General features: G+C 40.3%; 13 protein-coding genes. 5 read left to right on the top strand and 8 right to left on the bottom strand.

Annotated features, from left to right (window positions below):
- Positions 1-30: 30 nt before the first annotated feature.
- Positions 31-711 carry a M48 family metallopeptidase gene (locus AOG27_RS14065; RefSeq protein WP_054553652.1) on the bottom strand — a complete coding sequence of 227 codons (681 nt, stop codon included), beginning with the start codon at positions 709-711 and terminating at the stop codon, positions 31-33.
- A gap of 104 nt (positions 712-815) precedes the next feature.
- Between AOG27_RS14065 and AOG27_RS14070 the strand changes: the two genes are divergently transcribed.
- From AOG27_RS14070 to AOG27_RS14080, 3 genes are all read left to right on the top strand, one after another.
- A complete protein-coding gene (locus AOG27_RS14070) occupies positions 816-1796 on the top strand; it encodes an ion channel (RefSeq protein WP_054553653.1) in 981 nt (326 codons plus the stop codon).
- 161 nt (positions 1797-1957) lie between these two features.
- Positions 1958-5284, top strand: coding sequence for an MHYT domain-containing protein (locus AOG27_RS14075; RefSeq protein WP_054553769.1), 3327 nt, complete (start codon positions 1958-1960; stop codon positions 5282-5284).
- Positions 5281-6270, top strand: coding sequence for a response regulator (locus tag AOG27_RS14080; protein ID WP_054553654.1), 990 nt, complete (start codon positions 5281-5283; stop codon positions 6268-6270). The genes AOG27_RS14075 and AOG27_RS14080 overlap by 4 nt, the downstream gene beginning before the upstream one ends.
- 32 nt (positions 6271-6302) lie before the next feature.
- Here AOG27_RS14080 and AOG27_RS14085 read toward each other — a convergent pair whose 3' ends face one another.
- The 3 genes from AOG27_RS14085 to AOG27_RS14095 all read right to left on the bottom strand — a co-directional run bounded on the left by AOG27_RS14085 (position 6303) and on the right by AOG27_RS14095 (position 13469).
- Positions 6303-7616, bottom strand: a complete 1314-nt coding sequence (locus tag AOG27_RS14085; protein ID WP_054553655.1) for a DUF3472 domain-containing protein — start codon at positions 7614-7616, stop codon at positions 6303-6305.
- Between the two features lie 57 nt (positions 7617-7673).
- Positions 7674-10550 (bottom strand): discoidin domain-containing protein, encoded by a 2877-nt coding sequence (locus AOG27_RS14090; RefSeq protein WP_054553656.1) that lies wholly within the window; start codon positions 10548-10550, stop codon positions 7674-7676.
- 72 nt (positions 10551-10622) lie between these two features.
- Positions 10623-13469, bottom strand: coding sequence for a TonB-dependent receptor (locus tag AOG27_RS14095; RefSeq protein WP_054553657.1), 2847 nt, complete (start codon positions 13467-13469; stop codon positions 10623-10625).
- A 461-nt stretch (positions 13470-13930) separates the two neighbouring features.
- On the opposite strand from AOG27_RS14095, the gene AOG27_RS14100 reads away from it, so the two are divergent.
- Positions 13931-17029: a glycoside hydrolase family 2 TIM barrel-domain containing protein gene (locus AOG27_RS14100; RefSeq protein WP_054553658.1), complete on the top strand. Its 3099-nt coding sequence runs from the start codon at positions 13931-13933 to the stop codon at positions 17027-17029.
- A gap of 49 nt (positions 17030-17078) precedes the next feature.
- On the opposite strand, the gene AOG27_RS14105 is transcribed toward AOG27_RS14100, so the two are convergent.
- The 3 genes from AOG27_RS14105 to AOG27_RS14115 form a co-directional block, all read right to left on the bottom strand.
- The gene (locus AOG27_RS14105) at positions 17079-19073 is read right to left on the bottom strand and encodes a DUF3472 domain-containing protein (protein WP_054553659.1); all 1995 of its coding nucleotides are present in this window, start codon (positions 19071-19073) and stop codon (positions 17079-17081) included.
- A 304-nt stretch (positions 19074-19377) separates the two neighbouring features.
- The gene (locus AOG27_RS14110) at positions 19378-19770 is read right to left on the bottom strand and encodes a VOC family protein (protein ID WP_054553660.1); all 393 of its coding nucleotides are present in this window, start codon (positions 19768-19770) and stop codon (positions 19378-19380) included.
- 1 nt (position 19771) lies between these two features.
- Positions 19772-20419: an HD domain-containing protein gene (locus AOG27_RS14115; RefSeq protein WP_054553661.1), complete on the bottom strand. Its 648-nt coding sequence runs from the start codon at positions 20417-20419 to the stop codon at positions 19772-19774.
- A 135-nt stretch (positions 20420-20554) separates the two neighbouring features.
- Between AOG27_RS14115 and AOG27_RS14120 the strand changes: the two genes are divergently transcribed.
- Positions 20555-21745, top strand: a complete 1191-nt coding sequence (locus tag AOG27_RS14120) for a class I SAM-dependent methyltransferase (protein WP_054553662.1) — start codon at positions 20555-20557, stop codon at positions 21743-21745.
- On the opposite strand, the gene AOG27_RS14125 is transcribed toward AOG27_RS14120, so the two are convergent.
- The gene (locus AOG27_RS14125) at positions 21742-22038 is read right to left on the bottom strand and encodes a PilZ domain-containing protein (protein ID WP_054553663.1); all 297 of its coding nucleotides are present in this window, start codon (positions 22036-22038) and stop codon (positions 21742-21744) included. The two genes, AOG27_RS14120 and AOG27_RS14125, sit on opposite strands and share 4 nt — an antisense overlap.
- Positions 22039-22040: the final 2 nt, after the last annotated feature.

Here is a 22040-nt window from a genome sequence, read left to right on the forward strand (position 1 = left end):
TCTTTCTAGCTTTACTCTCGCTAACTTAATCTACCAACTCAAACTGCTCCCATTCGCTTTTAACCATTGCTCTGCTTTTTTATAGTCTGGATAAAACTGGCTCACACGTTGCCAAAACTTAGCGCTATGATTCATATGTAAAAGATGCGCAAGCTCATGGACAACTACATAATCAATCACCCAGGTTGGCGCACTTGCTAAATGTAAATTAAAAGTCAGCTCACGGCGTTTGTTACAACTGCCCCAGCGACGTTTATAATGTTGAATTTTAAGCTTTGTAGGCAACGTCTCAGACATTTGCAAGCAGTAATCATGCACTCGCATTTCGATATAGCTCTCAAGCTTTTCATGCATAAACTGCTCAAGCAAAGCGAGGTAGTTAGCCTCTTGATGTTTGACACGTGATGATATTAGTAAGGTAAGCTGAGGCCGCGCATCTTGTTGCCAAGTGTTTTTCGGGCCTTTGCCGAATACTATTGGGACGTTTTGCCCAAACAACTTAATAGTGGCGTTTACTAATGGCAATTGGCGACGCTCAGCTTGCATAGATTGCTTTGCTATTTGTTCAGCGACCCAATCTTGCTTAGTGTTTAGCCAGGCATCTATTTCAGTTTGTGGAACATAAAAAGGCGCATACACAGTGAGTTTCTGCTCAGCAACTTTAATTGCCACGGTTGTTCTGCGTTTACTGCGCTTTAGGGTGTAATCCAACAAAAGTAAGCCAATTCAATTAATAAAAAAATGAGAGATTCCATTTTACCCTGCTAAATAGCTGCTAATCTATAAAGATGACTCACAAATAAGTTTTCATCCTTATGCCTGACAAACCATGTTGTAGTTATACCTCACCAACAGGTAACAAGTGCCAAGAAACAGATATGGGCTCTGGATTTTGCTTTTGGCATGATAGTAAATTTGATAAATCAGGGCTAGATCTAACCCAAAAATTAGAACGCTATGCCAAAAAAGGAGGCTTACTAGAAGGGTTACAATTAAAGCGAGCAAATCTTTCTGGGCTTAACTTAATCAAACAGGATGATGAAGAGGGCTATAACCTTTCTTACTGCAACTTCTATCGAGCAAATTTAACGGGCGCTCATTTATTTAATAATAAGATTGCTAATGCCTCACTAATGAAAGCTAACCTTCACAGTGCTAGTTTGCATTACTGTGACTTAAGAAATACCAACTTGTTAGGTATCAAACTCAACGACAGCAGAATTGATAATATCGAGCTAGGCGACCAATTACTGCAAGAAACGGCGGCCATTAAAGCCCGCAAGAATAAGCACAACTCAGAAGCACGAGACTTATTCGAACAATCTGAAGAAATATACCGTAATTTAAGAAAAGCTTCTGAAAATCAAGGACTATTTGAGCTTGCTGGTAACTTTACTTATAAAGAATTGCGCATGCGTCATGCGCAATACCCTAAAGGTTCAAGTAAACAAATAACTTCAAGCTTTATCGATATGTTATGCGGCTATGGCGAAAAGCCTGAGAATGTCATTCGTTTTAGTTTGTCGCTTATTATTTGTTGTGCACTCTGTTATTTTTTATTTGGGGTGAATTATCAAGATACGCTAATAAGATTAGATTTTTCTAACTCTATTGAAGACAATTTATTTGCATTTCTAAATAGCATTTATTTTAGTGTTGTTACCTTTACGACTCTAGGTTACGGTGACATAACACCTATTGGTTTCTCTCGATTTATTGCAGCAGTTGAAGCATTTTGTGGGAGCTTTTCACTCGCTTTATTCGTTGTCGTATTCGTCAAACGCATGACGCGTTAACAGTATCTAGTGATAAAAAGTGATGGATAAAAAATATGAATTTAAAACTAAGCATTTATAGCTAATATAAAATAATTAAATTCATTAATTTCACATCTTTTACTCTTAATAAATTTTAAATTGTATTAGACTGAAAGCACATGCAGCCTTTAACTTATTCTATGCTAGCAGAATTTTTTCTTACTGATCAAAGTTCAGATTTATTAATAAACGGTACCTACGACCCGACTCTAGTCCTTTTGTCGATTACCACGGCCGTCTTTGCCGCTTATTTTTCTTTACACCTTATTGATCTTGCAAATAAAACTAACTTTAATTCTTACCGTCAACTCGCCAATGGTACTGGCGCACTGGTTTTATCTGGTGGTATTTGGAGTATGCACTTCATTGGCATGCTGGCATTTTCACTATGCACAACAATTAACTACGATCCGACTTTAACATTCTTTTCGTTTGTACCGGCATTTTTCGCGTGTTTAACAGCATTTTCTTTTCTTCGGCGCAAGGGTAATACCCAGATCCCAAAAACGTTAAAGCTTCTAGTCAGTTCTGTATTATTAGGTGCAGGTATTGGCACCATGCATTATACAGGCATGGCTGCGATGCAAATGAGTCCATTGTTACGTTATGACCCTTGGTGGTTCGCTGCATCTATTGTTGTCGCTGTTGGCCTGTCATTCATAGGCTTATACACTCGCTTTCATTTGAGTGACCATTTTAAGCGTTTATCTAACTTTCAAAGTAGAATAATTTGCAGCATTATTCTCGGTTTTGCCGTTGCCGGTATGCATTACATGGGAATGGCTGCGACTCGCTTTGTTGCGACTTCGCCCCTCTTATCCGATAACGTTGATACATCACATATTGAACTTATTGCTATTTGCGTCGCGTTTGCCACCGTTTTATTAACTGCACTCGTAGGCATTATCAATGGAATGGTTCGCTATCGTATGCTGTTGGTGGAGAAATCTGCCGAAGAATCTCGTTTAGATGCTATTTTAAGTACAGCTATTGATGGCATTGTGACTATTAACATTAAAGGAAAAATTTTAAGCTTTAATAAATCTGCAGAAGCTATTTTTGGCTGGCAGCAACAGGAAGTTCTCGGACAAAACGTTAAAATTTTAATGAATGACGAAATTGCTGCACATCATGATGATTACTTATTAAATAGTGGCAATCATGAGCTTAAAAAAGTAATTGGCATCAACAGAGATGTTTGCGCAAAACATAAAGATGGCCATTTATTTCCTATTCGTCTTGGCCTTGGAGAAGTGAAACAACCAGGTGAAGAGACTCTATTTGTAGGGTTTATTACTGATTTAACTCAGCAACGCGCCCTGCAACAGAGTCTAGAAGAAAAAGAACTACAATATCGTACCTTGATGAATAATACACCCGGTGCTGTATTTCGTTGTTTACTTGATAAAAACTGGACGATGCTGTTTATTAGCCCACGAGTCTTTGAATTAACCGGTTACACAGCACAGGAGTTCACATCAAACGAAGTAGCATTTGCAGATATCATAAATTCCAAGGATGAGCAGCACATAGCAGATGCCCTAGACGACGCCATCTCAAATTCTAACCAATACGCTGTTGAATATAGAATTAAACACCGTAACGGCCAAACAGTTTGGGTACTAGATCAAGGCACAGTTAACCATAATCCAGATTCCAACGACAAATGGATAGATGGCGTGCTAGTCGACATAACCTCACGTCATGAGTATGAAGAGTCGTTAAAGACAGCCAAGCAAGAAGCTGAAGCCGCTGCACAAGCCAAACAAGCATTTATGGCGAATATGAGTCATGAAATCCGCACACCAATGAACGCTATAATTGGCTTTAGTGATATTTTGATGGATAGCCCGCTTAGCAAAGAACAACAAAAGCATATAATTACTGTGAATAGTTCGGCCAGGTCATTATTGCATTTATTAAATGATGTACTCGACTCCGCAAAGCTAGAAAAAGGTAAATTAGATATCACGCTTGAACACTTTAATTTGCAGGCTCTACTAGATAATATCGTTTCAACCTTTTGGCTTGAAGCGAAACGAAAAAACTTACTTCTCGATTTAAAAATAGCCGAAAATGTTGCGCCAATATACATTGGAGATGATTCGCGTATTCGCCAAGTATTAAACAACCTAATTGGTAATGCGATTAAATTTACTGAAACAGGCTCTGTGACAATTAGTATCAGTAAAACGCAAAACAATCAGTTGTTTTTTGAAGTGCAAGATACAGGCATTGGTATCGCAAAACATAGACTAAAAGCAATTTTCCAGCCATTTGAGCAAGCTGATGGAACTATGACTCGCCGTTTTGGTGGCACAGGGTTAGGAACAACGATTAGTAAGCAACTGGTAGAGTTAATGGGTGGCAGCATTAGTGCTGTTAGCACTGAGAACAAAGGAAGTTGTTTCTTTTTCTCTTTACCTCTAAAAGAAGGTGATATTAATAAAGTTGATAAATTAAGTAATAATATCTTAAACCTGCCGCCTCTGAGAGTTCTAGTTGTTGACGATATAGAACAAAACCTCGAGTTACTGAATATTTTACTTTCTCAAGCTGGTCATGTTGTTACAAAAGCGAAGAATGGCTTAGAGGCTATCAGCGCCTTCGAAAAAAATAGCTTTGATGTAATTTTAATGGATATACACATGCCAGAGTGCGACGGGATTACAGCGTGTAAAGTGATTCGAGAAAAAGAGCAGCAACAACAACTCAAAAATACCCCTATCATTGCCCTAACTGCCAGTGTTTTACAGCAAGACAAATTAACCGCAAAACAAGCCGGTATGAATGGCTTCGCTAATAAGCCCGTTGATATTCAGCAAGTTAACCATGAAATAGCAAAGGTTTTAGGGTTAGAAGTTAATACGATATCTCAACAACAGCCAGATAAATCTAAGCAGCATATCAACTATGCAAAAGGCCTGAAAATGTGGGGAAGTAGCGAAAAACTAAACTCAGAAATAGCAGCGTTTTTATCTGATCATTATGCCAATATGATTCGTTTAAAAGAGCTTAATACTGATAGTTCTGAGGTGAAAACAATTTTGCACACTTTAAAAGGCGTTGCCGGGAATTTAGCGCTAGGAAAACTGCTACATTTACTTTCTCAAGCAGAGAATGAACTAAGAGGGACTCGTTTTATTTCACTCATCCATGCATGTGAAGATGAATGGCATTTTTTACGCTCAAAAATAGCCGAAACAAAAACTCAAGAGGAACAAACATCAGTTACTATGGTGCCTACGAGTGAGCTAAATAAAGCCTTAGACACACTGCTAGAGCACGCAAAACATGCCGAAATTGACGATGACTTTTTGGCTCAAGTGGCGTCGAACACCCAGCCGGCTTTTAAATCGCAAATAAATGAAATTTGTGAACATTTTGACAATTTTGATTTTAATGCTGCACAGGAAGCGATTGAAAAATTGCAACGTGAAATAACTGCAAGTGAGGAGAAATCATGAGCGAACTTATTGAGCGCGAAAGAATTCTTATCGTAGATGATGAACCCGCTAACCTTAAAGTAATGCGTGAAGTATTAGGCAATGACTACCGCTTATCATTTGCGAAATCAGGTGAACTTGCATTGCAACTTATTAAGAATGAGCCGCCAAGATTAATTCTATTAGATGTGATGATGCCAGATATGAATGGCTTTGAAGTCTGTGAAATACTGAAATCTACACCAGAAACCGCTCATATTCCGATTATTTTTGTGACGGCTTTATCACATGAACAAGACGAATCTGAAGGCTTTGCGCTAGGTGCGGTAGACTACATTACAAAACCCATCAGCCCTGCAATTGTCCGAGCACGAGTTAAAACTCATTTATCATTAGTGCAAGCACAGCAATTACAGCTCGCTCATATTGATTTGATAAACCGTTTAGGACGTGCAGCAGAATACAAAGACACAGATACTGGTGAACACATTGCGCGTATGAGCCGTTACAGTAAAGTACTTGCACTTGCCTACGGAATGACTGAATTTCAAGCTGAGCAACTAAGACAAGCAGCACCGATGCATGATGTTGGTAAAATCGGTATTCCTGACGCCGTGCTTCTGAAGCCTGGGCGCTTGGATGAAAATGAATTCGAGCATATGAAGCAACATGCAACAATAGGGGCGAAAATTTTAGAAAACTCTAGTTCGCCTTTATTACAGCTAGCACACAAGCTGGCACTTGAGCACCATGAAAAATGGGATGGAAGCGGCTACCCTTATGGACTAAAAGGTGAAGAGATTAGTATTGAAGGCCGGATAGTGAGTATTGCCGACGTGTTCGACGCACTAACCTCAACAAGGCCATATAAAAAAGCATGGTCTGTTGACCAAGCTGTCGAACTTCTCAAATCTGAATCTGGTAAGCACTTTGATCCGCAGTTAGTCGACTTATTTATAGGTCAGCTGGATGCAATTATAGAAATAAAAAATACATTCACTCGATAAATAGAGCCTCCTATCTGGAGGCTCTTTTATTACTAAGGTAAAGACTTAAGATCTATTTTAGGAATGTCTGTAGGGCTTCTTTCAAACTCGCTGCCATAAGGAGTGGGAGCGGAAAAAAAGCCTGTATTTTTTAGGTAAAACCCTTTCTCTGTCGTACCACCTTGATAGTCAAAACGCGCATTTTTTTTGGCTGTGGCATCGTAAGTAAATTTAGCTTGGGTCACTTCTTGCCATTCCCCTCGCTCAGGTTTAGCCCATTGGTTTGTATAAATTGCACGACGTTCAAATTGCCCTGCCCCAGGTATGAAGTTCTCTAAAAATGAATAGGTGCCTTGATGATATATACTCGTCTTTGGGCGCCTGAAACTTGCAATTAACTGCCATTTTTCAACCATAGGATCATAAAAGTATGCTGTGAAATCAGTACTTTCAGTTCCTTCAACTGGCCTAATGTGAGTTAGAAAACCATATCGCGTGTCAGCTTTCCAATCGTATCGCATATAGCTTTGTCCGCCAGAGCCTTCATTGCCAAATTTACCTACATGCACATTTTTACCATGCTTTAAGGTCTGTATTCGGTACTCAGGTGGAATTAATGAAGGATCATCTGTTGAAAATGGACTCCAAATAGAGAATAACACTCTGCGCTCACTATCAGAGTTTACTTGTATACCAAAATAGCCCCCATCAAAACCATTCGCCATGTAATACGAGCCTATTGCATCGGCTCCTTTTGGCACTTCTATTTCGCTATAAAACCACGGGTAATTCATCGTTTGAGAAGGCAACGAGTATTGCAGGTGAACCGAAGGGCCTCGACGTCCCCAGTAAAAGTCATCTTTGACATAACTAACTTTACCTAAAGCCACTTCGCCGCCGATTTTAATCTCACTTATGGCTGGTAAAAGCGTTTCTGCTTGCTCTAATCCCGTGATGGTTAACTTTTGATAACCTAATTCATCAAGGTTAAATGTACCAACAGGTACGCTCATTGGTTGATTATTTTTTACTGTTACAATTTTGCTTTGCCCAGCTATCGAAACTTCAATTGTTGCAGGTTTGTCTTTCACAAAGGTTTGCAAAGAAACGGCTAACTCACCTGTTTTAGATGTGTAAAAATAAGTGCTTAAACTGCCTTGTTCAGCAAACCAATGGGTCACACCACTCTTGTCTATCAGCTTATCTGACAGCTCAACATTATTATCAATCCAACTGTTTCCTGCCACTGGAATACTGAGCGTTGTTTCTATCTTCTTATCTTCTAACTGTAACTGCTGATTTCCACATGCGACCAAGGAGGTCAAAAAAAGCGATAAAACAGCCGTTTTTATTCTGTGATTGTTCATTTTCTTTCCCACAAAAAAGCACTATCCGTAATAACGAATAGTGCTCCTTAAAACAGTTTATGGATTTATACGAACAGAGAACTCTGCCGCAGATGCCCAAGCACCACCACTTTGCTCCTCAAGAGCAACAAATTTAACGTAACGCCCATTTGTCGCTGGAATAATGGCTGATTTTACATCACCATTTGAAGCCCATTCACCTTGTGCAACAGGCTCACCAAATTCAGTTGCTGTTTCACTTACGTACACTTCATATTTAACTACAGTACCATTACCGCCACCTGGACGAGGCGTGTAGTCAAATTGAGCAACCTCATAAGACTGCCCTAAATCAATAACAACGTCGTGTGGGTAAGTAACTGAACTGTCACTCCATGAGGTGTGCCAGTGCGTGTCAATATCACCATCGAACGCAAGCTCAAGTTCATTTCCAGCCTCAGCAGCAGAACTTGATGTTGCAGAAACTGTGCTCATATCAATTGCTTGAGTTAAATTAACTCCCACATTTAATTCTCTTGCTGCCGCCCAAGGGTTACCACCGCGTTCTGCGAGTGCAACAAACTTAACAAAACGCCCTGTTACATCATTAAACGTCACCGTTTTAATATCGCCATTGTCAGCAAAGCTGCCACTTGATACAGGTTCGTCAGCAAAAGTCTGCTCATCTTCGCTTACATATAACTCATACTGCACCACTGTACCATTACCGCCACCATCTCGTGGCGCATAATCAAAGCGATTGACAGCATAATTCTCACCTAAGTCGATGACCACCTCATGTGGATAAACAACGGATGTATCATCCCAATTGGTATGCCAATGCGTGTCATCTTGGCCATCAAAAGCAAGCGCCAACTCATTGCCTGGTTGTGCAGGAGATGTTGATGAGTAGCTAAATGTCGTATTATCTAAAAGCGTACTATTTACTTCGACCGCTTCAGTAGCAGGCTCTTCAACAGGTTCATCTTCATCACCTGTGCCTGAGCCATCAATAGGTTCATATACGTTGCCATCATCAATGCCGACTCGCAGCTCAGCAGCTGAAGCCCATGCACCACCACCACGCTCTTCTAAAGCGATAAATTTAACAAATCGACCTGTTACTGGGCCAAAGACTTCTAATTTCAAGTTAGTGTTATCAGCCCAGGTACCTGAATGAACCTTTTCACCATAATCAACTGACGACTCTGAAACATAAATTTCAAAGCTAACAATCGTTCCGTTGCGTCCGCCGTCTTGGCGTGGCGTGTATTCAAAGCGATTTACATCAACTGTTTCGCCTAAATCGATAACAACTTCATGAGGATACTCTTGCATATCATCACCCCAAGAGGTGTGCCACATGGTTGAATCATCGCCATCAAAGGCATATTTTAAGTCATTACCCGGTTGTGCAGGTGTGTTGCCCGTGACTACAAAATTAGCACTATTTAGCATGCCATTTTCTTCGCCATCATGTGTAGCAGTTAAACTCAAACCCTCAACATCAGAGCGTGCAACAACAAGGATTGTATAAGGCGTCTCTTTACGTACATTTACAGCAACGATGCAAGTTTCATTGCTCGTGCCACCATAGCCGATACATTCTGCATTATCAGGGTTAGCAGCTTCTTTTGCAGTGACATAAATATCTGCATCACCAGCATTACCACTTAGTTCTACGGTTAGTTTATTTGCAGAATCTATAGCCATGACCTCATACAGACGCGTTTCTCCTTTACTCATTGCGTCAATTGTCATAGCTTCACCACTAATTAAAGGCTCTGATTCAGTATCAAAAAGTACTGTATCATCATTATTTGTAAGTCCAGACGCTACAGTGCCTGTATAACTAGTAACTTTGCCAAGAATGTTTTCAAGTTGTAACTCAACCACAGCATCTGTCGCAATCGCGCTGAAACTTGCTTCACGCGCTGATAAATCTTGCCCGCTACTAACTACCTCACCATTGACGATAACCGTGTATTTGTACATAGGCGTAGATGTTGCCGGAATTGTCCAACGAATACTTTGAGTATCAATAGAGTCAATCGTTGCTGCCAAAGGGCTATTTTGCGGTGAGAAAGAAGAATAAGGACGAGATAAAACATCTGCTGCTTCAATTTCATCAGGAGAAATACTGCCGCCAGAGCTCATACGATAGTATTCACTCGTTGATGTCGCATCATAGCTTTCATTGTATGCTGCAGTTGCTTCCTCTTGAATGACATTAAAATCTGCTTTAGTAAACCCTGCCCAAGAACCATCCAACTGACGTTTATGACCAGCGGTAAATAATGCAGTGCGGGTTTGATCGCCCGTCCCCAGCCAATCCTCTACAAACGAGCCTGTATTGCTATTAAAGTAGACATTTTCAACTGGGTAATCCATGGTGACTATATGTGTCCAAATACCCGTTTCTTTATCCATTGACCAATAGCCAAATTGCGTATGGCCATCTTTTTGCCAAACTTTAGCCACCAGCGTATACCAATGATCAGGCTGCCATCCAAGTTCAAAATTCCATGATTTTAACCCTGTACCTTCGCCACCAAAGTTTTCTACTTTAGTACCTGCACCTTGATATGGTGCAGTGATAAGTTCACCATTTGAAGGGTCCCACAAAGAAAATATAAAATTACGGCCATCGGGATGATCTTGTATGCCAGCATAACCGCCTCCTTCCATACCTGCGTTCCAATTTAGAACCGAATAGTATGTATATGGTGTTAAACCCTTTGCCGGAATATACACATCTTGCATGATGATGTCCCCAGCCGCGTTATCATTAAAGCGCAACCATACTGAAGGGGCTCGATCAATCGATCCCGGGGTTGCAACAACTTGCTTTCCTGTAGATCCAACTGAGCCTTCAGGCTCTTCGGTCCCGCAACCGAACAGTGTTGCTGTTATTACCGCAATACTGAGCACAGATAATTTATTTGTTAAGCTCATAAATTTACTCACTTATATTTATTCTTTTTAAATTAGGCAATACAACTATTGCCGTGAATTTATCTACTGCTATTAAAACCTGACATTAACCCCAAAGGTAAATAGGCGCCCAGCACTATCAAGTTTATGAACCTGATCAGAGCGAGAGATATAATGCCAGCCACGTTCATTGGTTAAGTTATTACCTGAAACATTTAAATTGATTGATTTAGTAATATCGTAACTAGCACTGAAGTCTAACTGGCCATAGTCTGCAACCCACTGCGGGCCACCCCATGCATCTGCATTTGCAACATATTCATCGCGCCAGTTATAGGCAAAACGTAATTGAAAGTCATCCGTCTCGTAGTACACGACTGCGTTATAAGAATGCTCGGACATTCCTTGATAAGGAAGGCCAAGGCTTCTAAAGTCGTATTCAGGATGATCTTGAGGAACCTGATCATACCCTGAGTCAACATAGGTGTAGTTAAGTTGCACCCCTAAATTATTAAATGGCGCTGGTAGTAATTCCGTAAAGGCATGCTGATAGGCAATCTCATAACCTTCAATGGTACCTCCACCGTCACCATTGATAGATGACTGTACTTTGAAGGTTTCTCCATTGATATCTATTGATCCATTTTCACCATTTATGACAAATGACTCGATATCTTTATAAAAATAAACAGCAGTGAGTGCACCATTCTCAGAAAAATACCACTCAAGAGCTAAATCTGCTTGATTAGCACGAAGCGGTTCGAGTCCAGGATTTGAGGCGTGATATTCCATTTTATTGAAGTTGATGTAACTCCAAGCCTTGAGTGATTGGATACTTGGGCGAGTAATTGCTTTTGAAGCTGTTGTTCTAAGTAATAAAGTATCTGTTAAATTTAGTTTTAGATTTAAACTTGGTAATACATCCGTATACGTATCCTCAAATTCCACAATATCTTGATAATCTTCAACTTTTCCTTCGTAGCTTGGATTACCTTGTTTATCAGGAACAAATACAACTTTGTCTAAATTAAGTGAATAACCTTGGCTACCTACAGTTGTTTCAATAGCCCGAACACCTAAATTTAAAGCATAAGGAAAGCCAAAAACTTTGTCTTCTATATTCACGGATGCGTAAATTGCATTGGTTTGCTCATTTACTTCATATGAGTCTTTAGGGCGCGGAAGCGCTTTAATTAACTGATTAGCAGCTTCCGGACTAATAGATTCATAAAATGCGAATAACTCATCGTAGTCAAAACGAGGCCACGGATTAGGGTGCTGACCGGGTTCACCTTTAAAGAAGTTCTCAAAGTCACCATCAATTAACACACTTTCAGGGAGTCTAAATAGGTCAAAGCCGTTAATATTTTCAACTGATGAGTAATCTACGCTGAAGTGATCATAACGTTCAGAATCAAGTTGCGCTCCAGCATTACTAAATGCACTGGCATTTTCTGACGAATTAACATTTGTGGTCTTCGTTTGATCACCAATATTTAAACCAAAATCGATTGATTTGATCCAATCAACATTTGGCATCCACTGTGCATCAATACGAAGTTCATTTACGACATCTTTAACACCTGTTCCACTGTTATAACTGTAGTGGGCGCCAAAAGGAGAGTTCGCAGTTAAGTTAGGAGAAATTGATACATCAGGTAAAAGGTTATTACCTGATTTATCTAACATAATTTCATCAACAAAACCACGTGCTACAATGTATCTATTGTGACCATCATTTTTATTTTCTGAACTCGAGTGCGCAACATCGAATGCAACACTAAAGTTATCAGCAACAAACCATTTTGCATTCACACCAACTTGATACGTTTCGGTAACTCGAGGCGACGATACATTAAGTATTTCAGCCATCGCTCCAGTACCAAATAAAGTCATTTTATTAACTAAACCCTCATCATTAAAACCAACATCTTTAACGCCAGGTATGCCTTCGGTCCAACTTTCATCATATGTAACAAACGAAATTTGCGACTCTGTTGCATCCGTTTTATATGATGAATAAATGCTATCAAAATTCATTTCAAAGTCAGAGTTCGGGATCCATTGTAATGCTAAACTTCCGCCAATACGTTCACGAGTATCTTCTTGGTTACCATAACGCATATAGCCCGGTATGATTGAGCCCCACTCGTTATCAACTAACGGATCAAATGCCCCATCACCATTCACATCTTGGCGAACCGTAATATCTGACTCCGTTGTTTCATTCCAAAAGCCTTCACCTTCATAACTGTCGATCCTTAAAGTTCGCTCAGAATAAACTGCAGTGAAAAGGGCACCAAATGTGTCGTCGAAAAACGTGTCGCTTAATAGAAATGAAGCTTGAGGTGTTACATCTTCGGTTCGATCTTCGTAAATACCTTTTATAGAACCTGATGCCGTGAAACCATCAAAATCCATCGGTCTACGTGTTTTGATATTAATAACAGATCCAATTCCCCCTTCTTGAGTGTGTGCAACGGGAGACTTATATACTTCAACGCCACCTAACAGCTCAGCTGCAATCAAGTCGTAATTAAAGTCACGGCTACTATGCTCTGAAGCCATACGTCGGCCATTTATGGTTGTAATGTTATAGTCCCCACCTAAACCACGCACTGTGACATTTTGCCCTTCTCCGGCATTACGCGTAATCGTAATACCCGAAATGCGTTGTAATGCTTCGGCTACGTTTTGGTCAGGGAACTTACCGATATCTTCAGCAACAATTGCATCAACAACCTGTATTGAGTTTTGCTTAATAAATAAAGATTCTTTCAAACTGTTACGAATACCGCGAACTTCAATTACCTCAACAGCATCATCGTCAGTCTCTTTTAGTTGTGGGTCTTGCTCATTTGCCGCTAATGCGACTGCTGAGGAGGTCGAAAGTATCGAACCTATGAGCAAGCTTAGGTACTTCTTATTGTAATTTACCATTGCACTTCTCCGAATTAGTTATTCCATGAAAGAACATCTGTAGATGTATAACAATTAATTTACACCTTTCGAAAGAAAGAAATCAATAGAAAACACAATAAAACTTTCATTTTCTTTTAATTTAACAGTCGCATTTTTATCGCTAGATAAAAAACTAGTTAAAAATCAACACTCAATCAATATGGAACCAAAGGGAAAATATTTGGACTTAAATCGAAAGTCTTCGAAAAAGGAACTACGTAAGTAAGGTACCTCACCAGAAGCAGGATAAGCATAAAGTAACAAAATTGAATCTATTATCAGCTGAAGCAGCCATTTTTGACTGACAAGAGTTGGACTTTCAACTTCAACATGATTCTTTTTAATTTTTACAAATAAAACAACAAAGTGAATTTGAAATATTTTGAAAGGCTGATAATCTAATTTGAAATATTATGAAACAAATTAAGGTGAATCAATTTATGATTAACTTAATAAATAACCGTGTTAGTTTAATCAAACGAATGTTAATCGTCTGTCTTTGGTCTAACTTTGCCTTTGCAGCACTTAGCAATGATTGGGAAAATCCAAAAGTTGTCGGAATAAATAAATTACCCGCTAGGGCAAGCTTTTTTCCCTACACCGTTGCAAATTTACAAGCGCCAGATCAAGCGCAAAACTATTTGAATTTAAATGGTATCTGGCGTTTTCATTTATCTAAGAACCCCGCATCAAGATTGAAAGACTTTGAGAGCCCTACTTTTAATGATAGTGATTGGTCAACAATCAAAGTGCCAGGAAATTGGGAGTTGCAAGGTTATGATCGTGCTATATACGTTAACCACCCCTACGCTTTTGCGAAAAACCCGCCTTTTATTCAACAACACGACAACCCAATTGGCCATTACCGTAGAACATTTAATTTAGATGAACTGTGGACTGATAAGCGAGTAATTCTACATTTTGGCGCCGTTAAATCAGCGTTCTACCTTTGGGTAAATGGACATAAGATAGGCTATAGCCAAGGAAGTAAAACCGCTGCAGAATTTGATATTTCTGATTATGTAAAGTCAGGGTCAAATACACTGGCAGTTCAGGTGTTTCGCTGGAGCGATGGTAGTTATTTAGAGGCTCAAGATTTTTGGCGGATCTCCGGCATTCAGCGTGATGTATACCTGTACTATACACCTAAAGATTATATTGAAGATGTGTTTGTAAATGCCGGCTTAGTTAATAACTACAAAGATGGAAATCTAAACCTTGCTGTTGATTTAAGCCCATCAAATAAAGAGCAGACACTGCAAATTCAGCTCAAAAATCCTAACCATGAAATCATTTTCGAAACCCAGCAAACTTTAGCCAAAAAAGAGCTCAGCCAAACAGTTCAATTCAACAAACAATTTAAAAATATAAAAGCCTGGTCTGCTGAATCGCCCACTCTTTACGAATTAAGCATATCACTTTTTGATAATAAGAAGCTGTTAAGTCAATACGTTAAGAAAAAGATTGGCTTTAGAACCTCAGAAATTAAAAATGGCCAACTGCTTATTAACGGCCAAGCTATTTTGATCAAAGGGGTCAACCGGCATGAGCATGACCCTATTACAGGGCATGCCGTTTCCCGAGAAAGCATGGAATTGGATATAAAACTATTCAAGCAATTCAATATTAATGCCGTGAGACTCGCTCACTATCCTAACGATCCTTACTGGTACGAATTATGCGATAAATACGGCATTTATGTGGTTGATGAAGCCAATATTGAATCACATGGCATGTATTATAATTTGGCAAAGGGCCACACATTAGGAAATAACCCCGACTGGAAAAAAGCCCATCTTGCACGAATTTCGGCCATGGTCGAACGTTCAAAAAACCATCCTTCAGTAATCATTTGGTCGCTTGGCAATGAAGCTGGTAATGGCTACAATTTTTATCATGGTTATGACTGGGTAAGATCTCGTGACCCATCTCGTCCTATCCAGTACGAACGCGCTGTTTTTGAATGGAATACCGATCTCTATGTCCCCCAATACCCTACTCCGCAATATCTAAAAGAATACGCCGAGTCAAACCCTGAGCGCAGTATGATCATGAGTGAGTATGCGCATGCTATGGGCAATAGTGTGGGTAACTTTGCTGACTTTTGGCATCAAATACGTAAGTACGACAAGTTACAAGGTGGCTTTATCTGGGACTGGGTTGATCAAGGTATACAAACCACCACCTCTGAAGGCAAAACTATCTATGCTTACGGTGGGGATTTTGGTGTTCCAGGCACTCCTTCAGATGGTAATTTTCTTTTAAATGGTATTGTTTTACCTGATCGCACACCGGAACCTGCTCTATATGAAATTAAAAAAGTTCATCAATCTGTTTTGTTTTCTTTCAATGACAAAGAGTTAACTGTATTTAATGAAAACTTTTTCAAAAACCTCAACCATTACCGTTTAAATTGGCAATTGATGAGCAATGGTAAGGTGTTTAAAGAAGGCCGCATCAATAAACTTGAAATATCACCACAGCAATCCGCTAACTTCACGCTTAACTATTCAATTCCAAAAGAAATCAATGATGAAGTATTTTTGAATGTAAGTGTAGTGACGCGGCTTGATGAGCCACTAATAGGAAAAAGTTTTGAAATCGCAAAAGAGCAATTTTTAGTACAAACAGCACGTGCGAAAGAACAACAAACTGATTTAAGAAAACTCAATGTTTATCGAACTGTTACCGATAGCGAGATTATTGGTAATAACTTTGTAGTAAGATTTAATCACGCGCGAGCAGAGTTAACAGGCTATCGCTTTAACGAGGTTGAATTAATTAAAACACCTGCCAGAGCCAACTTTTGGCGCGCTCCTACTGATAATGACTTCGGCGGAAATTGGCAAGATAAGTTAAGGGTTTGGAAATACGCCTCAGAGCGTCAACAGCGTACAAAATTCACTTTAGTAGAAGCTGAAAACCAAGTTGTTGTTACCACTGAGTTTGATGTGCCAGATGTTTCTGGAAAATTAAATATTATTTATATCATCACAGCTGATGGCAAAGTAAAGGTCGATTACAAGTTCAGTTCATCTATGCAAGATATGCCTATGATCCCTCGCGTCGGTATGAACTTGGAATTATTTGCCGAGCTTAACAATATTACCTACTTTGGCCGGGGACCACAGGAAAATTATCGTGATCGACATACCGCAGCACATGTTGGTTTATATCACTCTAAAGTGTCACAGCAATATCATCCTTACATCAGACCGCAAGAAAGTGGCTATAAAACGCAAGTACGCTGGCTTCACTTGACCAATCAGCAAGGTGTAGGATTAAAAATTACTGGTGCACCTCATTTTGGTATGAGTGCTTTACACTACAGGATCAGTGATCTAGACCCCGGCATGCGACGAAGCCAAACACATTCCGGTGAACTTCAGCCTCGTCCACTCGTTTCACTGAATATTGATTATGGGCAAATGGGTGTTGGCGGCGTTAATAGTTGGCATACAACAGCACTGCCAGAATACACGCTGACAGCCTCAGAGTATGAATATAGCTTTACTCTGCAAGGAGTTAACATAAATTAAAATGTTGGATAAGGGCTCTTTTTAGCCCTTATCTCTTATATGGTATCAATTACTTATAAACAGCAATCTCTGCTGCACTTGCCCAAATGCGACCATTAATTTCACTTTGTGCGATTAAACGAATATACCGCGCAGTAACAGGTGCAAACTGTGTTTGCTTGATTTGTGTATTCGCAGCCCACGTACCAACAGCGATGGGTGAGCCAAAGTTGATACCATCGTCACTCACATACACCTCATAGTCTGCAATAGTGCCGTTTACGCCAATGGTTCTTGGTAGATAGGTGATTTTTGAAAAGCTTTGCGGGTTACCTAAGTCTATATCAACCGAGTGAGGGTACTCAGGCACTGTGCTGCCAGACCAATTCGTGTGCCAAATGGTGGCTGGATTATTATCAAAGGCGTAGATAATTTCTTCGCCAAGCTCTGCCTGCGAGTCGCTACTCACAACAAAGCTCGAACTATCAAGTTTTCCTGTGTGATATAGCTCAATCTCTGCCGCACTAGCCCATACATTCTCGTTTACTTCTGACAAGCCAACCAATTTTATAAAGCGCGTTTGCGTATTATTAAGTGCAACCACTTTGCCTTGTTTGCTGGCATCCCAAGTACCCGCAGCAACTAATTCATCATAGGTTACACCATCATGACTTACATACACTTCATAGTCTGTAATTGATCCATTTTCGCCCACAGCGCGTGGCGTATAATGAAGCTCTGACAATTCATAGTGTTTACCAAGATCAATGATGACATCGTGAGGGTAACTAGGCACTTGTGGAGTTGACCAACTGGTGTGCCACAGCGTGGTTTTGTCTCCATCAAATGCGTTTGCCAATTCATGATAAGGCTCTGATTGCGAGTTAGAACTTACCGTCAATGTGGCGCTGTCGATCAGGTAGTGTTGTGCTGACGTATTATCAATCGTGACAGTCGCTGAGTGCGAAACTGTTCGACCGAAAATATCTTCGAGGGTAATGATAACGTTGTCATTTTCACTCGCAATAATATCTACTTGGCGCTTTTCTGGTTGGCTTGCTGATGCAACGAGTACGTTGTTTATCATCACAGAATAGCTAAATTGAGGGGTGCTCGTTTGCGGCACTTGCCAACTTACGCTTCGCGTAGTGGCATCAGTGATGGTGAACTCAATATTAGGTTGATTGGGGGTATCCGCTACATTGTTTCTTGTTAACGGAAAAAGTGAATTTCTCCCGCAAAACGCTGTCAAGTTACCATATGCATCCGTACAGGTTTGATTGCTAATACTTAACGTAGGTGAGGTTGTCCCGCCACTTGTCATAGTAAAATAACTTGGGTTTGCGCTTGCATCATAGTTATTGTCGTAATTACGTTTTGGTTGGTGTTGGACAACACTAAAATTTGCAGAATCAAAGCCAATCCAGCTACCATTTTCGAGCTTTTTATGGCCATTTTTGAGCCTCACAGTTCTCGCGTTTTCGCCGCTATACCACCAATCTTCAACAAATGACCCTGTTGTCGTTTCAAAACGTACATCAGCTACAGGGTAATCCATGGTCACCAAGTGCGACCATTCTCCAGCAGCCTGATCATGCACCCAATAGCCGAAATGAGTATGTGAACCTACCGGCCATGCCTTTGCCACTAAGGTATACCATTGGTTAGCTTGCCACCCTAAATCAAAGTTCCATGTTTTTAGCCCTGTACCCTCACCGCCAAAATTTTCAGATTCCGTACCATGACCAAGATAGCGGGCTACAATTGGCTTTGAAGAGCTGCGCGGATCCCATATGGAAAATATGTAATTGCGGCCATCAGGGTGATCTTGTATGCCAGCATAGCCCCCACCTTCCATGCCCGCATTCCAGTTAAGCACTGAATAGTAGGTGTACTTAGTAAGTCCATTGCTAGGCACATACACATCCTGCATGATCGTGTTACCGCGACCTACATCATTAAAGTTAAACCAAATCGACGCGGCCCTATCTTCAACCGTATTAGCTTGGGCACTCCAACTACTCAACATACCGACTACTGCCAATTTTATTGTCATTTTTCTCATGCTAGCTCCTGTAAGTGATAAAACTTAATTTCTAGATTCTGTGGACTTATCCTTTAGTAGCAATAAAGAACCAAAAAAATATAAACCACCGAGTAATTAAGGTTCAAAAACGAAAGAATCGCAAATAAAAAAACACAAAATGAAAAATATCGAATAAAAATGAACCTAATTGAAAGTTAATAACAACGTAAAAATGAGTGAAAAAGCCGTATGAAGGATAGTGAAAAATGTATTGCTTGATTTTTATAAGGCGAAGTGGCATGAAGGTTAAAATACACTATGAAAAGTGCATTTATTAAAACCTTTAGGTAAGAGCTGATTTTATAGCTTCATAATCATGAGAGGTTATTTCATGGCTGTTACCAGCACAATCTTTAAAGTACATTGAGTAAGTAACACCATGATCGGCAACAACAGTTTTAATCTCAAGCTGAGCTAGATGCTCAAGCCATGCTAAAAACTGTGTTGCATTTGCGCCAAAAGCAATACCTTTGCTTCTACCGTCAGCTTCAAACAGTGCCAAACGAATTGTTTTTGCTTGATCTTCTAAGGTTAAAGGGCCTTTTCCCTCATCCCAAAATGCAAGTTCCGGTATCACATTAAAACCAAGTACTTGTTGATACCATTTTACAGCAGCCGCTAAGTCATCAACATTTAAGTGGCAATGATCAACACCACACAAAGCTGGAATAGCCATGTTACTCACCTATTTCTGTTTTTAACTGCTCTAAAAAATCGAGCATGTAATCTGTACGTCGTTTGGCTTCATCTTTTGCTGATGGCGTGTTCATACTCTCACCAATGTGTAACAGCTTAATAAAAAAGTGATCGAGGGTGTATTTTGTATCGTCAGGTTCGCGGTTTAAACAAAATGGATCGTCTTTATGATACAGATAGCGACCAATTGAGCCCCCTACTTTCATGCAGCGGCTCACCCCGATTGCACCTAATGCATCCATTCGGTCTGCATCTTGCACAATTTGCGCTTCGACACTTTGTACTTTGATATTGGCACTAAAGCTATGTGCGGCAATAGCATGATGAATAGCACTAAAATACTGCTCAGGATAATTAATTGAGGCTAAAAAACTTAGCGCTTTGTCTGCGGCCATGGTCGATGCTTTTGCCCGATCTGGGTGGTTCTTTGCAACCGCAACACAATCATGTAACCAAGCTGCGGGTAACACCACGGCCATTTCTGCCTGCTCGGCAATACACAATTGTTTTGCAACCCTCACTACTCGTTCGATATGACTAATATCGTGTGCGACATCGGCATGGAGTAAAGACAAAATAAAGTCTCGACATTGAGTTTCTAACGCTGCAAAGTCTATTTTTGGCTGCATATACTGGCTATCACCATTTACTGATTGAAATTATGCTTACTTTAGCGTGCTTACTGGATTTGTTCAAAACATTCATTGTATGTTTGCCAGTGCTTCATTAAACTATGCCCCCTTTTGTTTGACGCGAGAATCCCTATGTCATCTGCTATTTACCTGCAAGCTGGACGAGAAAAATCATTAAAAAGAAAACACCCTTGGGTGTTCTCTAAAGCCATTAAAAAAGTAAAAGGTAAGCCAGGACTAGGTGACACTGTCACTATCTATGACAATGACGGTAAGTTTTTAGCGATTGCAGCTTACAGCCCGCAATCGCAAATTCGCGCTCGCGTATGGAGCTTCGATCAAAACGAAGTTATTGACCAAGCATTTTTTGAAAAACGTTTACGCCGTGCCTATGCTGCGCGTGAACAGGTGATCAGCGAAGGCGGTTTAACGGGTTTTCGTTTAAGCGCTGCTGAGTCTGACTACTTGCCAGGCATCACTATCGATAAATTTGATAATGTATTGGTGTGCCAACTACTTAGTGCCGGTGCAGAGCGCCATAAAGGTGAAATTGTTGCTGCATTAATGACTATTTTTCCAGGCTGCGATATTTATGAACGTTCAGACGTTGATGTACGCACTAAAGAAGGCCTTGAGCCAATCAAGGGAATACTTTGGGGCAAGGAACCAACTGAGCCAGTCATCATTGAAGAAAATGGCTTAAAACTCGAAGTAGACATTCTAGAAGGCCACAAAACAGGTTTTTACTTAGACCAACGTGATAGCCGTGCAGCCCTTGAGCGCTTTGTTAAAGACAAAACGGTGTTAAACTGCTTTAGCTACACAGGTACTTTCTCACTGTATGCTTTGCGTGGTGGTTGTAAGCACGTGACTAACGTTGATGTGTCACAGCCAGCGCTCGATACAGCAAAGCGTAACGTTGAACATAACAACCTTGATTTATCGAAAGTTGATTTCGTAAAACAAGATGTTTTTAAGTTGTTGCGCCAATACCGTGATGAAGGTGTGCAATTTGATACTATCGTTATGGATCCACCAAAATTTGCTGACAACAAAGCGCAGTTAACCGGTGCCTGCCGTGGTTATAAAGATATTAATATGATTGCGATGCAAATCTTAAAACCAGGTGGAACCTTACTTACATTCTCGTGCTCTGGATTAATGGAACAAAATTTATTTCAAAAAGTGGTTGCGGATGCAGCCCTTGATGCAGGTAAAGACTTGTTGATCATGGAACGACTAAATCAAGCTGCCGACCACCCGATTGCTGGCAGCTACCCAGAAGGCTTTTATCTGAAAGGCCTGATCTGTAAGGTTTACTAATTAAAACTTACAATTTCTAACCCGGCACTCAAGGAGCCATCTTGCTCCTTGGTTGCCCGAATTACACGGGCTGTTGCATCAAATGAAGTAATCGCCGTGCTAGTCGAAGCAATTAGCACCCGATAAAGACTACCAATTTCTAAGACTTCATCAAGGTGTATTGCCAGCCCTGTTGCACTTAAATCAGTACACGTAACCTGAATTTCTTCGCCATTAACTGCATCTAATGGGATCAGTTTTGCAGGGGTATGAATTTGCATGCGGCGAAAATCGCGTTTCTCCTCATGAAACATAT

Origin of the sequence: Pseudoalteromonas lipolytica (assembly GCF_001306915.1) — a bacterium.
GTDB lineage: Bacteria > Pseudomonadota > Gammaproteobacteria > Enterobacterales > Alteromonadaceae > Pseudoalteromonas > Pseudoalteromonas simplex.